The sequence below is a fragment of the Gemmatimonadota bacterium genome (assembly GCA_016209965.1).
In the GTDB taxonomy this organism is placed as follows: domain Bacteria; phylum Gemmatimonadota; class Gemmatimonadetes; order Longimicrobiales; family RSA9; genus JACQVE01.
Window position 1 is genome coordinate 1 of sequence record JACQVE010000234.1, and the last position, 13,768, is coordinate 13,768.

A 13,768-nucleotide genomic window follows, 5' to 3' on the forward strand; every position below is an offset into this window, starting at 1 on the left:
AACGCGCGGTTGCGGATCTGGCGGATGCGTTCCCGGGTTACGCCGAGTAGCGAGCCGATCTCCTCCAGCGTCCTCTCTTCGCCGTCGTCCAGGCCGTAGTAGAGATACAGGATCTTTCGCTCCCGCTCGGTCAGGTACTTCTCGAACATCCGATCCAGGAACTCGCGCCGCGCCTGGGCTTCGACCTGCTCCTCGATGTCCTCGGCTTCCGCACCGGCGAAGCGTTCGCCAAATGAGGCGCTATCCCGGTCACCCCGATCGATGGGTGCGTCCAGCGACAGCTCGGAAGCCGCCACGCGCCGGAGCGCTCGGATCGTGTCCACCGGCTCGCCCATGTCGTTGGCGATTTCCTGATCACTGGGCGAGCGGCCCAGCACCTGGGTGAGGGCCGTCTCGGCGCGAGACAGCTTCACCAGGTTCGAGTTCTGGTTCAGTGGGATGCGCACGGAGCGGGTCTGCTCCGCCAACGCCTGCAGCACGGTCTGGCGGATCCACCACACCGCGTAGGAAATGAACTTCACACCTTTGTCGGGATCGAACTTCTTGACCGCCTTGAGGAGCCCTTCGTTGCCGATGCAGACCAGCTCGGCCAACCCCAGGCCACGGCCCTGATACTTCTTGACGTAGGAGATGACGAAACGGAGGTTGGCCGTGACCAGCCTCTCGGCCGCTTCCTTGTCGCCGGTGCGGGCCCGGCGAGCCAGCTCGCGCTCCTCCTGGGGATTGTCGATCAGCGGGTACTTCTCTACGTCGAAGAGGTACTGATCGAAGGAGTCCAGCGCGCGGGAGTTCACGAACATAGGGACATGACTTCCTCAGAATCGGTGGAAAATGGCAAAAGCAGCGAGCCGCGTCGTGCCTTGCTCGCTGCTTTTCAGGTGGGGAGCTGGCGGGGCTTCGTCTGCGCCGTTGTCCGCACCCCGAACGTCCTCCAGGCGATTCCAGACATAGACTTATCTAATATAGAGGCGGAGCTCCTGCCTGTAAACCCCCGCGAGCGCGTCTAGCGCGTCTAGCGCGTATGGGCGAGGTGAGGGAGGGCGACCTCCGGCGGCGGGCCGTCTTTCAGCAGGAAGAGCGTGTAGCGTGCGTCCTTGCCATCCAGCTCGAGGGCGTTGGCCCAGGGCCCCGTGCGGATGTGGGCGGATCGGGTGGGCGGCAGCACGAGGCGACGCGGGCCGGGCAGCGACCGGTACAGGAAAAGGGCAGCGTCCGGCGTAATGACGAGCCAGCCGTTGCGGTAGGCGCCAACTCCGCGGAGCCCCTTGAGGGCAGCGCGGGCGGCGCGTGGCGGGGCGAGGCCGGGTGCAGCGGGCTCGAGCAGCGCGCGCAGCTGGCCGGGCACCTCACTCAGCTCGCGCCAGCGCGCGCCGCCGAAGAAGGCGCGGCCCCGGGCGGTCAGGGCCCGCAACCCCAGCAGGAACGCGCGCCACAGGATGGGGCCGGCCAGGAGCCCGACGAGCACCGCTGCCGCGGCGAAGGCCCAAGCCGCGCGGGGGTCGCGCAGGGCGGCCACGGCCAGGGCAACGGCGAGCGCGTCCTCGGCCACGCTGATGATTGCGCCGGGTCCCGGAGTGGCGGAGGCGTTGATGGCCAGGCGGAGGCCGGCCTTAGCTCCGTGCGCCGCCAGCGCGACCGCGCCGGCGAGAACGGCTCCAGCCAGCTGTTGTTCGAGGGGCAGCGCGCCGAGCGCGGCAAAGCTGAGCAACGCCGTAGCCGTGGGACGGATGAAGGTGTGGATCGTGTCCCAGAGCGAGTCGAGGTGCGGGATCTTGTCCACCACGAACTCGATGAGGTAAAGCAGGAACGCACTCGCGATGACGACCGGATCCTCGAGGCCCTGGAGCTCGGCGGGGAGCGCGGGGATCCAGCCGATCCGGGAGGCCAGCCCCACAACCGCGACCGTGGCGTAGAGATTGAGGCCCGCCGCGAAGGCGGGCCCCACGATCTGCCCGAGCAGCACGAGTGGCTCAGCCATCAGCGAGGCGCAGGGCCCGGCGGCGTGCCGCTCGAATGCCGGGGTGGGGCGCTGGACGAAGGAAACATAGCCTAATGGTAGCCGGAGCACCGGAAAACGGGCAAGGATCGGGGAACAGGGGCGGGGCTGCCTGGCGAGCCGGATTAGGGGGCAAGGGGGAGGGCTGAGCTACTGCCCGTCCGCGGGATCGGGTGCGGTGAGGACGAGCGAGGCGTTGATGCCGCCGAAGCCGAAGGAGTTGGACAGGCAAACTGTGGGCCGGAGCTGGCGGCCGTGGTTGGGCACGTAGTCGAGGTCGCAGTCGGGATCGCCGCCTTGGAAGTTGAGGGTAGGCGGGATCCAGCCGCGCTGCATGGCCAGGCAGCAGATGGCGGCCTCGATGGCGCCGGAGGCGCCGAGCGCGTGGGCGTGGTAGGGTTTGGTGCCGCTGACGGGGATGTGGTAGGCATGCGAGCCGAGCACTTGCTTGATGGCGAGGCTCTCGGTGGCGTCGTTGAGGGTTGTGGATGAGCCGTGGGGGTTGATGTAGTCGACGTGGTCGGGGCGGATGCCGGCGCTGGCGAGGGCGAGGCGCATGGCGCGGGCGGCCTGGGAGCCGTCGGGTCTGGGGGCGGTCATATGGTGGGCGTCGTTGGTGGTGCCGTAGCCGGCGAGCTGGGCGTAGATGCGGGCGCCGCGGGCGCGGGCGAGGTCGGCGCGTTCGAGGACCAGGGTGCAGGCGCCCTCCCCCATGACGAAGCCATCGCGCTGCTGGTCGAAGGGCCGGCAGGCGAGTTCGGGCTGGTGGTTGCGGGTGCTCATGGCGCGGATGAGGGCGAAGGCGCCGAAGCAGAGGGGTGCGAGGGGCGCCTCGACGCCGCCGGCCAGGGCGATGTCGGCCTGTCCATCGCGGATCAGCCGCCACGCCTCGCCCAGGGCGATGGTGCCGGAGGCGCAGGACATGGCGTTGGTGGAGTTGGGCCCGGTGAAGCCGAACTCGATGGCGATGCTGCAACTGGCGGCGCCGCAGAAGGTAGTGAGGGCGACGCGGGGGTCGACGGCGCGGATGCCGCGGTCGGCGAGGTTGCGGGTTTGTTGTTCGGCGTAGGCGATTCCGCCGAGTGCGGATCCCATCTGCACGGCCACGCGGTCCGGGTCGACGCCGGCGGGATCGATGCCGGCGTCCTGCAGGGCGAGGCGCGCGGAGGCGATGGAGAACTGGTTGAAGCGGTCGAGGCGCCGCGCGGTCCTGGGCTCCATGAACCGTTCGGGCAGGAACTCATCGACTTCGGCTGCGATCTGGGAGCGCCAGGGGGCGGGGTCGAAGCGGGTGATGCGGCGCACGGGCGAGCACTCGCGCCGCAGCCCTTCCCAGAGGCCTTCGACGCCAATGCCTGCGGCAGTGATGGGGCCGATGCCTGTGATGGCAACCTGGCGGTCGCCGTTTTCAGGCATGGCGCCGTTCCCCTGCGCGGCTCTGGCCGGTGCGGCGGCCCGGACCGCGCGGGGCGCCGGCGGCCCCTCCGGTCGCGGCCAGCCGCTCCGCCTCTGCGCCCACGCCTGCCAGCGTGCGGCGGGCAATGGCGCTGACGAAGTGGGGCCCGATGACGTGCTCGGCCGCGAAGCGTCCGATCAGCGGCCATTTCGGGCCGGGCCATTCGTGGATGATGCGGACCAGCGTGGTGCCGGCCTCCGGCTCGAGCTCCCATTTCACGTGCATCCCGCGCGTGATGCCCTGGACGTGGTGGTAGTAAATGGCGGGCTCGTCCGCGTCGGCGCGCATTTCGGAGACCCACCAGGCGGGGTAGCGGATCGGCCCGGCGAAGGCGCGCCAGGCCGCCATTTCGACGCGGCCCAGCCCGAACCCGCCGCGTTCCAGGAATCGGACGCGGCGGTAGTGCGGCAGGAGTGCGGGCCAGCGCTCGACATCGGCCGCGACGCGGAAACACACGTCGATCGGTGCGCGCATCACGTGTTCGTCGACGATCCTCACACGGCAGCCTCCGGGGCGGGCCAGGGGGCCAGAAAGCTGAGGAGCAGGCGGGGCGAAAGCAAGGAACGTGGCGGGAGGAGGTCGCCCGTGGCTGCGATGAGGGCCTGGGCCATGGCCGGGCGGCTGGCCAGTCGAGCGATGGCTGCGCGGGCCAGCCGGGGGCGCGACGTGATGCCCTCGATCAGGTGCTGCAGCCGCCGCGGCCCGCGGACCAGGTCGCGGTGGCGCACAGCGTAGCGGCGCAGGCGGGCTGCGGAGACGTCGCCGGCTCGCAGGGCCGCATCGGCTTCTTCCGCGAGCAGCTCGGCGCAGGCCAGCGCCTGGTAGATGCCCTGTCCGGTGAAGGGGTCGTAGTAGCCAGCGGCGTCGCCCACGAGCGCGGCACCCTCCGCCACCACCTCACGGGTCGGCCAGTCGAAGGGGCCCGAGGCGAGGAGTGGTGCGGTGAGCGCCGTCTGATCGAGCCGCCCGCGCAGTCCGGGGAAGCTGCGCACAGCGGTCCAGAAGAAGGATTCCGGATCGCGGGCGACGTCGCGCCCGTAGCGCCGCGCGTCCACGACGAGCGTGAGGTTGAACGCTGGACCGGGGCGGGCGCTGGGGCCGGGCGCGGCGCCCTGCGCGGGCCGGGCGGGTGAGCAGGCTTCGACGGGCGCGAGCCCGGCGCAACACCCGTCACCCAGGTGCATCTCGCCCGTGACGGAGGCCTTGATGCCGCGGGCGTGGGCCGTCAGGGAGAGCTTGCGCAGCCGGGGCGCGCGGCGCAGCAACCCGAGGCGACGGGCGACGATCGAGCGCAGCCCGTCAGCGCCCAGGACCAGCCGCGCGCCGAGCCGGAACGGCTCGCCATCCAACATGCGGCCGGCCACGCCCGCCACAGCGCCGCGCTCGCCGCGCGCGATGTCCGTAACGCGGCCAAGCGTGAGGAGCCGGGCACCTGCCAGCACGGCGGCGTCCACCAGTACAAGGTCCAGCCTGGAGCGTTCCAGGGCGATGCCCCTAGCTACGCGCGCGTCGCCGCCTGCGGCGGCGGCAAAACTGGCCGTGAACTCCCGCCCGCCAGGAGCCACAATGCGCCAGCCGTCAAGGTGCGCTGGCGCCCGCGCCTCGACCTGCGCCAGCACTCCGAGGCGGTCGAGCACAGGCGAGGCTTCCGGGCTCAGGCAGTCGCCGCAGGCTTTGGCGCGGGGGAATTCGTGCCGGTCGAGCAAGAGCACGTCGTGCCCGAGACGTGCGAGGAGCAGCGCCGCGGCCGCGCCGGCGGGGCCGGCGCCGACCACGATCACATCGGCAGAGGAGGAAGAGCGGCTCACGTCCGCCGGATCTCCCGTTGCCGCCTGCTTTCCGCGTCCACGAGCACGAGCCGGTGGAAGAAGTGGCGGTGCACGCGCGGGTGCGGCAGCCCGGCGCGGCGGGCGAGATCCAGCAGCTCGGCGGGCGTGAACGCGCGCAGCACGGAGAGCGGGGCATCGTGGCGGACCAGCCGGTTCCTGCGCCACAGCGTCGCGCCCAGGAACCGGGCGCCCAGGTAGTTGGGCCAGTCGCGCTCGAGTTCTCCCACCAGCAGGCCGCTGCGGGCTACGCGCCGGAGCTCCTGCAGCGCGCGGATTTGCTGCCCCCCCTCCAGGTGGTGCAGCGCCAGCGAGAGCAAGGCCACATCGTAAGAATCGTCGGGGTAGGGCAGCTCCAGGGCATCCGCGCGCTCGACCGTGATCTCCGGGTAGGCGGCGCTGCTGCGCCGGGCGATCTCGAGCATCTGCGGGTGCAGGTCCGTGGCCACAATTTGCACCGGTCGGCGACGGCGCCGGGCCCAATCGGCGATGGCCCGCGGCAAGTCTGCCGAGCCGGTGCCCACGTCCAGGATGCGTGCCGGCCGGGCGCGGGGCAGCAACTGCAGGAGGTGGCGCAGCAGCGCGCGCCGCCCGCCCAGCCAGCGGTTGACGGCTGCGATCTGGCGCAGCGTCACGTCCAGCTCGAGGGGGTCGTGGACAGCCGCGTCCAGCAGCTCCCCCACGTGCTCCGCCCGTGGCGGCCGGCTCACGGCGGGCCCGCGGGCCGGCGCCCCTGCTGCGTCAGCCCACTGTCCGGCTCGACGTGGACCACGACCTCGCGCGCGCTCACCTCGCGCGCCACGCGACGCTCGACCTCGTCCGCAATGGCATGCGCGCTCTCCACATCCAGCTTCCGGGAGACGGCAATGGTCAGTTCCGCGAAGATCTCGCCTTCCCGGCCGCGCGAGCGCACGGCGTAGGCGCCCTTCACGCCTGGGGTATCGAGCGCGATCCGGCGGATGGTGCGCGCCTCGACCGCTCGCTGGTCCACCAGCACGGGCACCGTGGTCTTGAGAATGCGCCAGCCGGCGCGGGCAATGACCAGGGCCACGAGCAACGTGAAGGCGGCGTCGGCGCGGGGGTAGCCCGCCGCGACGAGTCCCAGTCCCACGAGCACGCCCAGGGAGGCGTAGACGTCGGAGCGCGTGTGCGCCGCGTCCGCGAGCAGGATCTCGCTGCCCAGCTCGCGGCCGCGCCGTGCTTCGTATCTCGAGACGACTGCGCTCACGACTGCCGAGCCGACCATCGCTGCCACGACGAAGGGCGTGGCTTCCGGGCGCCCGGCGCCCGTGACCAGGCGGCCGATGGCCGCGCTCACCAGCTCGAAGACCGAGACGGACAGGAAAGCGACGACGCCCAGGGCGCCCAAGGTCTCGAATTTGGCATGGCCGTAAGGGTGCTCCTCGTCGGGCGCCCGCGCCGCCACCCGCGCCAGCGCCAGCCCCAACAGATTGTTCCACGCGTCCACCGAGGAGTGCGCTGCCTCGGCCACCACGCTGAGCGTGTGGGCCAGGAGGCCGCCCGCCGCCTTGGCCGCGACCACGGCCAGGTTGGCCAGCAGCGTCCAGGCGAGCACGCGCCGTATCTCGCGATGACGGGATTCCCGCACGGCGTAGTCGGAGGCCACTCGTGCAACCACGTCCCGTATCGCCTCCGCTCGCTTTTCCTGGGGTGCCCGCTCACGGACTCCAGATACCGTGCCGCACGCCGGGCGGCTCCGCCCCGGCGTGCGGGCGGGTCAAGATGCCCGCCGGCGCAGGGCAAGGCAAGGCGGGGCTTATGCTCGCGCGGCGCGCAGCTTTGCCGCCGCTGCCGCGACTGCCCCCTGCAGCGCCTGTACATCCAGCGGGATGACCACTCCGTCCCGGTAGAGCACCCGCCCCCTCACCACGGTCAGCGCCACGTCTGGCGCGCGGGCGGCGTAGAAGAGCGCGGCCAGCGGCTCGTGCACCGGCGTGACATGGGCGCCGGCAAGCGAGATGGCGCAGAGATCGGCATCCTTGCCCGGCTCCAGGGAGCCGATCCGGCCGTCGAGTCCCAGCGCGCGGGCGCCGTCCAGCGTGGCCAGGCGCAGCAACTGGTCGGCCGGCAGCGCAGTCGCCGAGCCGAGTCGCGCGCGCTGCAGCATCTGGGCGAGCCGCGCCTCTTCCAGGAGGTCCATGCGGTTGTTGCTGGCCGCCGAGTCGGACCCCAGCCCGACGGCAATGCCGGCGGCCAGCATCTCGGGGACCGGCGCTATGCCGTGGCCCAGCCGGGTGTTGGCAGCAGGGCAATGGGCGACCGTGGCGCCGCTTGCGGCAATGCGCGTCACGTCCCCGCCGTCCACCCGCACACCATGGATGAGGAGCGGCCGGGTGCGCAGCACGCTGAGCCGGTCCAGCAACACGATGGTCGAGCTGCCGCGCGGCGGAGTGTCGATGCCGCGGGCGCGCAGCCCCGTGGCGAATGGCCCGGCGCCCTCCTGCACCAGCCGCTCCTCCGCCTCGGCTTCGGCCGCATGCACGGCTACCGGGAGCGATTCCGCGAGCGCGTACTCCACGGCTACGCGGAAGAGCGAGTCCGACACTGTGTAGACGGCGTGCGGCGAGATGCCGACGCGGACCAGCTCGGTCTCACGCGCACGCATGCTCTCGACTCGCGCCCGCAGATCCGCCAGGGAATCCTCCGCCTGCGCTGGGGCAGGGCCGAAGACCTCCCGGTAGACGACGCCGCGCATGCCGGCCTCGCGCAGCGCGTCGAACGCCGCACCCGACTCCTCCGTCGCCGCCAGCGTGGTGATCCCGGCGGCCAGCGCCTCGATGCAGCTCCAGCGGGCGGCGACGCCATACTCCTCGGGCGTAAGGGCGGCGGCGCGCTTGACCGCCATGAGCGCGGCAATCCACTCCTGGAACGGCAGGTCCTCGAGCAGCCCGCGGAACGCGGTCAGCTCGGGATGGGCGTGTACGTTGACCAGCCCCGGCAGCAGCGCCGCCTGGCCCAGGTCGATGCGTTCCGCCCCGTCAGGCGCGGGCACCGCCGCTGCCGGCCCTACTGCGGCGATCCGCCCACCACTGTCCACGAGCACCGCGCCCTGCGCGATCGGGGGGGAGGTCACGGGTAGCACCCAACGGGCGGTGTAGAGCGAGGGGCGGAGCACCATGGGCCGCAAGATGGGATCGGGGGGTGCGCCTGGGAAGTGCGCTGCCCCGGTCACGACTTCGGGGCGCGCGTGCTGGCCCGGACTCCGAGCGAAGGCGCGCGGGGTCTGCTCTGAGGCGCGCGGAGCGTGTGGCGTAGAGGCGGTGGGTGGTGAACGGAGGGGGGCTGGTGGGCGCGTCATCGCGCAGCTCGCCGAAGGGCAGACCCCGGCGCCGGAGCGCGCTCGGGCAAGTCTGGAAACGGTTAATCCCGCGACTCAGTTGGGGAAATGGAAGAGGTCGCCCGAGAGGGAGGACTGACGGGAGCGCAGCATCTGCGGCGTGCCGAATACGCCCGTGAGGCCGAGCAGCTCGCCTATCGAGAAGAGCAGGCGCGGCCCGTCTCCTGACTCGCCGTTGAGCGGCACAGCGAAGTCGATGCGGTAGGTGGTGCGGCCGCCCGCGGGGAAGGAGCCGCGCAGACCGAAGCCGGCGGCGCTGCGCCACCCCGAGTCGCGGCCGAAGGGGGCGTCGCCCGGCCAGACCCGGCCCAGGTCCAGGAAGACGGTTGTGCCCAGGTCCAGCACGTCGCGGAGCGGCCAGCCGATGTAGACACGGTCCTCGAGAGTGAAGAGCGCGCGGCGCCCGCCGGGAAAGCGTTCGTTGCCGTAGCCTCGCACGCCCAGATCGCCGCCCAGCGTGAGCTGGAAGGGGGCACGCGTATGCCAGCCGCCGGCGCCGCGGGCGAGCAGCACGAGAGTATGGCGAGGCAGGCTTTCCGGCTGCCAGTAGCCGAGCAGCCCGGCTTCGGCCAGCACGTCCTCCCATTCTGGGGAGGGCGGCGCGGCATCGAGGTCACGGCGGCCGTCGAGCCGCAACCGGCCGGTGACCAGGGACCGGCCGGATTCCAGCCCGGTGTAGATGACCAGCGTGCTGAACAGGTCGTCGTCCCGCTCGAGGCCGGGCAGCGCGCGGCCCAGCGCCAGCTCGACTTCGGCGCCCAGCCGCACGTCCTGCTGGCCCTGCAGCGCGTCCAGGCCTCGCCGCTTCACCCACCAGATGTTGCGCTGCCCGAGGAGCAGGAAGGCGCGCAGGTTGTGGAGCTCCTCCATCTGGCGCTGGACCCGCGCCGCCAGGGCGCTATCCGCGACCACGCGGTCATCGAAGTCGTCGTCCCGGACGAGCTCGACCGGCCCCGGGTAGGTCAGCTCCTGGAAGCTCAGCCCCAGGCCGAGCAGCGTGAGGTTGCCGCGCCGGCCGAAGCGGGTGAGCGCGGCGACGTCGACCGCCTTGTCGCGGACCGGTGCCAGCACGTGCCGCTCGCGCCCGCGGCTCGAGTCCACGTAGTCGAAGAAGCGGTCCTCTCGCCGGAAGCTCTGCCGTCCCGCCCAGTGCCCCACCTCGCCCACGAACGGGTAGGCCAGTGCCTGGTTCGCGAACGTGCCGGCGCGGGTGCGGCCGCCCGAGGCGCGCAGGTCCCAGCGCGTGCCGGCGAGCTGCGGTGTCTCGTAGAGCATACCGTAGTCGCGCGTGACCTCTCGTTCGCGGTAGAAGAGGCCCACCGCCCGGCCCGTGCCCAGCAGGTTGCCCTCCCGCAGGCGGAACCCCTCGAAGTCCAGCCCGCCGCTCAGCCGGACGCGCAGGTCCAGCCGGGTACTCCACTCGTCCTGCGTGTCCACAAGCACGTGGTAGCTGCCGTCCGGCTGGCGGACGCCGTAGACATCGACGTGAGAGAGAAAGCCGTATCCGCGCAGCAGCCGCTCCGACTCGTCCAACAGCGCCGGGTCATAGCAGTCCCCCAGGGTGAAGAGCAGTTCTCGCCGGATCAGGGACGGGCGGGTGCGCACGTGCAGCGAGTTGGCCAGCCGGTACGCCCAACTGAAGCGGCGGTCCAGCGCAGGGTCGGAGGTGTCGAAGATGGAGTGGTTGTCGATAAAAATGAACGAGATGGGACCGGTCAAGCAGGCGGCCCCATCGGCTGCCCGGGCGCCGGCGGGGAGGGTCTGCTGCGCGCCGGCCGCTGCCGGTGCCAGGCAGCCGAGTGCCGCCAGGATCGCGGTGCGCCTCATGCGCGCCACTACCCCAGCCCGCTCGGGCTGGATCCCGCCATCTCGACCACTAGCCCGCCGCGGCGGGGGTGCTCTTCTTGCGCCTTCCTTTGCTTGACACGCCTGAGCCGGGCAGCATAACCTTGCGCCCTCGACCCGCTGTCCGGCGCGCCCTCGCGCGGCGGGCGGCTTCTCGAATGATGAGGAGGGTGTGGCTACCAGAGCGTTGAGCCAGGATCTGACGGGACACGGGCTGTGCCCCCGCGGCCCGGTGCACTGGAATCTCGCCCCGGCCGAGTTGTGCGAGCACGCGTTGCGCCGCGGCGAGGGGATACTGACCGCAGACGGTGCGTTCACCGCCATCACCCGGCCGCACACCGGCCGCTCACCCAACGACAAGTTCCTCGTTCGCGAGCCCTCGAGTGAAGACGAGATCGGGTGGGGCGCGGTCAACGTGCCGCTCGAGGCGGAGCACTTCCGGCGGCTGCACCACGACCTGCTCGAGCACCTCGAGGAGCAGGAGCTCTTCGTGCGGGACGTGTTTGCCGGCGCAGACCCCGCTCACCGCCTGAATGTGCGGGTGATGAGCAGCAGCGCGTGGCATTCGCTGTTCGTGCACAACATGTTCCTCGAGCCGCTAGCCGAAGAGCGGGAGAACTTCGAGCCCGGCGTCACCGTGTTGCACGCGCCGCGCTTCACGGCGGATCCCGGCGTGCATGGCACGCGCAGCGGCACCTTCATTGTGCTGCATTTCGGGGAACGGCTGGTGCTGATCGGCGGGACGGCCTACGCCGGTGAGATCAAGAAGTCGATCTTCTCGGTGCTGAACTACCTGCTGCCGCACCAGGGCGTGCTGCCCATGCACTGCTCGGCCAATGCCGGGGACGAGGGCGAGGTCGCGCTCTTCTTCGGCCTGTCCGGCACGGGGAAGACGACGCTGTCCACGGATCCCGCGCGTCACCTCATCGGCGACGACGAGCACGGCTGGAGTGATCGGGGCATCTTCAACTTCGAGGGCGGCAACTACGCCAAGGTGATCCGCCTCTCGCAGGCGGGCGAGCCGCTCATCTACGCTGCCAGCCGGCGCTTCGGCGCAATCCTCGAGAACGTGGTCGTCGACCCGGTGACGCGGGAAGTGGATTTCGACGACGGCTCGATCACCGAGAACACCCGCTCGTCTTACCCGCTATCCTTCATCGAGGGCGCAGTTCCGACGGGGCGGGGGGCGCACCCCCGGCACGTCGTATTCCTCGCCGCCGACGCGTTCGGCGTGCTGCCGCCGCTCTCGAAGCTGACACTCGAGCAGGCGATGTACCACTTCCTCTCCGGCTACACGGCCAAGGTGGCCGGCACCGAGCGCGGCGTCATGGAGCCCAAGGCCACCTTCAGCACTTGCTTCGGCGCGCCCTTCCTGCCGCTGCAGCCGGCGGTGTACGCCCGCCTGCTGGGCGAGCGCATTGTGCAGCACAAGGCGCGCTGCTGGCTGGTGAACACCGGGTGGACCGGCGGGCCGTATGGCGTGGGACAGCGCATGAACCTGCAGTACACGCGGGAAATGATCCATGCGGCGCTGAGCGGCAAACTGGACAGTGTGCCGAGCCGGCCCGACCGGGTGTTTGGACTGCGCATCCCCGAACATGTGCCCGGCGTCCCCGCCCAGGTCCTGGAGCCGCGTCCCACCTGGGCTGACCCGGCTGCGTACGACGCGCTAGCGGCCAAGCTGGCCAGCATGTTCCGGGAAAACTTCCAGCAATTCGCGGCCGAGGCGTCCCCCGCGGTGCGTGCCGCCGGCCCGTAGCCCCGCCCTCCACCACGGGCGGGGAACGCTGGCAGCTACCAGGCTGGCCGCTCAGCGCGGCTGCGGCGGGCGAGACTGCCAGCCAGAGCGGCGCCGCCGGCTTCCGCGACTACGCTGGCGGCGAGTGCGCCGACATCGTCCCGGGGGAGGAAGTATTGCAGCACCGCGCCGGGCAGGGCACCGAGCAGCATGACCCGGGCGTCGGCGCAGCTACTCAGGGCGTACAGGCTGCCGAAGGCCAGCCGACTGCACCCACCCTTGCTGGCGCCGGTCACTGCGCCGGCGGCCGAGGCGAGGCTGGGGAGAGCCAGGAGATAGGGGACAAACGGCTCCGCGTCCCGGCCCTGCCTCTCGATCGCGGAGGCGACCCCGGTGGCCGTCCCCCAGCCCACGAGGTAGCCGAGGGTGCCGCCAAGCAGGCCGCCCCCGAACATGAGCTTGAAGTCGCCGCGCTCGGCTGGCGTGGCCGTGCTGCTGTGTCCGGGAGCGGGAGCAGGGGCGCTTGTGCGGGCTGCCGCGGCCTCCGGAGCATCGAGATGATGGATCCGCTGCGCCGCGCCAGGGCGCGAAGATCCCAGCAGGAGCAGCGTGAATGCAGCGGCGAGGGTCCGGCGAGACATCCAGCAAACGTAGCGGCAGGGCGCGGGGGTGGAAAGGGGGTAGGCGTTGTGGCTGAGCGCTCGCCGGGCCGCGGGCGTGGCCGCGCGGCACGGCCGCCGGCGCGTCCGGTCATCCTGCGCGACCCGCTCTGGGACACCATCCGGCTCGAACCCACGGCCGTACGCATAGCGGACTCGGCCGCCTTCCAGCGTCTTCGTTACATCAAGCAGCTCGGCCTGGCCCACCTGGTCTACCCGGGTGCGACGCACACCCGCTTCGACCACGCCGTCGGCGTATACCACCTGGCGCAGCGCGCCCTGGCCGTGTTGCAGGAGGAGAACGCCCTGGCGGAGGTGCCGGACGCGGAGCGGCGCTTGATCCCGCTGGCCGCGCTGCTGCACGACATCGGCCACTACCCGTTCTCGCACGCGATCGAGGAGCTCGAGGAGACGCTGATCCCGGGGGACCACGAGCGCCTGGCCGGCCGCTTCCTGCAAGATCCGGAGGTGCACGCGGCATTGCTCGAGGTGGCAGCGGACGGACCCGGCCGCGTCGAGGAGCTGATCCGGGGCGTGTCGCCTAGCGCGCTGCAGAACCTGGTGAGCGGCAGCCTGGACCTGGACAAGATCGAGTACCTGAAAAGGGACGCCCGCTTCTGCGGCGTGCCCTACGGTGAGGTGGACGTGGATCGGCTGCTGTACGCGCTCGCGCTGCTGCGCGACCCCGCCACCGGCCGGCTCGAAGTCGGGGTGCGCGAGAAGGGGGTGGCGGCGCTGGAATCGCTGCTCTTCGCCAAGTACCAGATGTTCCGCAACGTGTACTGGCACCACGGCGTGCGGGCGGCAACCGTGATGTACAAGCGGATTGTGGCGGATGCGCTGGGCGCGGGGCTGCTCGAGCCGGAAGAGCTGCTGGGACAGACCGACGA

General features: G+C 71.4%; 12 protein-coding genes. 2 read left to right on the top strand and 10 right to left on the bottom strand.

The genetic code is table 11. From position 1 onward, the window contains the following. The 9 genes from HY703_09345 to HY703_09385 all read right to left on the bottom strand — a co-directional run. On the bottom strand, positions 1-800 hold an 800-nt coding region (locus HY703_09345), incomplete at its 3' end, for an RNA polymerase sigma factor RpoD/SigA (GenBank protein ID MBI4545388.1). A 212-nt stretch (positions 801-1,012) separates the two neighbouring features. Then, positions 1,013-1,978 (bottom strand): DUF4126 domain-containing protein, encoded by a 966-nt coding sequence (locus tag HY703_09350; protein MBI4545389.1) that lies wholly within the window; start codon positions 1,976-1,978, stop codon positions 1,013-1,015. A gap of 168 nt (positions 1,979-2,146) precedes the next feature. Further along, positions 2,147-3,412 (bottom strand): beta-ketoacyl-[acyl-carrier-protein] synthase family protein, encoded by a 1,266-nt coding sequence (locus HY703_09355; GenBank protein MBI4545390.1) that lies wholly within the window; start codon positions 3,410-3,412, stop codon positions 2,147-2,149. Continuing rightward, on the bottom strand, positions 3,405-3,950 hold the full coding sequence (locus HY703_09360) for a hypothetical protein (GenBank protein MBI4545391.1): 546 nt from the start codon (positions 3,948-3,950) through the stop codon (positions 3,405-3,407). Before HY703_09360 ends, HY703_09355 begins: the two co-directional genes overlap by 8 nt. Further along, positions 3,947-5,260, bottom strand: coding sequence for an FAD-dependent monooxygenase (locus HY703_09365; protein ID MBI4545392.1), 1,314 nt, complete (start codon positions 5,258-5,260; stop codon positions 3,947-3,949). The genes HY703_09360 and HY703_09365 overlap by 4 nt, the downstream gene beginning before the upstream one ends. Then, positions 5,257-5,988 carry a methyltransferase domain-containing protein gene (locus HY703_09370; GenBank protein ID MBI4545393.1) on the bottom strand — a complete coding sequence of 244 codons (732 nt, stop codon included), beginning with the start codon at positions 5,986-5,988 and terminating at the stop codon, positions 5,257-5,259. Before HY703_09370 ends, HY703_09365 begins: the two co-directional genes overlap by 4 nt. Then, the gene (locus HY703_09375; GenBank protein MBI4545394.1) at positions 5,985-6,917 is read right to left on the bottom strand and encodes a cation transporter; all 933 of its coding nucleotides are present in this window, start codon (positions 6,915-6,917) and stop codon (positions 5,985-5,987) included. The genes HY703_09370 and HY703_09375 overlap by 4 nt, the downstream gene beginning before the upstream one ends. Positions 6,918-7,055: 138 nt before the next feature. Continuing rightward, on the bottom strand, positions 7,056-8,372 hold the full coding sequence (locus HY703_09380) for an amidohydrolase family protein (GenBank protein ID MBI4545395.1): 1,317 nt from the start codon (positions 8,370-8,372) through the stop codon (positions 7,056-7,058). A gap of 300 nt (positions 8,373-8,672) precedes the next feature. After that, entirely contained in the window at positions 8,673-10,463 is a 1,791-nt protein-coding gene (locus tag HY703_09385) for a BamA/TamA family outer membrane protein (protein ID MBI4545396.1), read from the bottom strand. A gap of 190 nt (positions 10,464-10,653) precedes the next feature. Here HY703_09385 and pckA point away from each other — a divergent pair, with 190 nt between their 5' ends. Further along, a complete protein-coding gene (pckA, locus tag HY703_09390) occupies positions 10,654-12,240 on the top strand; it encodes a phosphoenolpyruvate carboxykinase (ATP) (GenBank protein MBI4545397.1) in 1,587 nt (528 codons plus the stop codon). A gap of 35 nt (positions 12,241-12,275) precedes the next feature. On the opposite strand, the gene HY703_09395 is transcribed toward pckA, so the two are convergent. Beyond that, entirely contained in the window at positions 12,276-12,860 is a 585-nt protein-coding gene (locus HY703_09395) for a hypothetical protein (protein ID MBI4545398.1), read from the bottom strand. 48 nt (positions 12,861-12,908) lie between these two features. Between HY703_09395 and HY703_09400 the strand changes: the two genes are divergently transcribed. Then, positions 12,909-13,768 (top strand): HD domain-containing protein (locus tag HY703_09400; GenBank protein ID MBI4545399.1); only part of this gene is annotated, 860 nt, incomplete at its 3' end.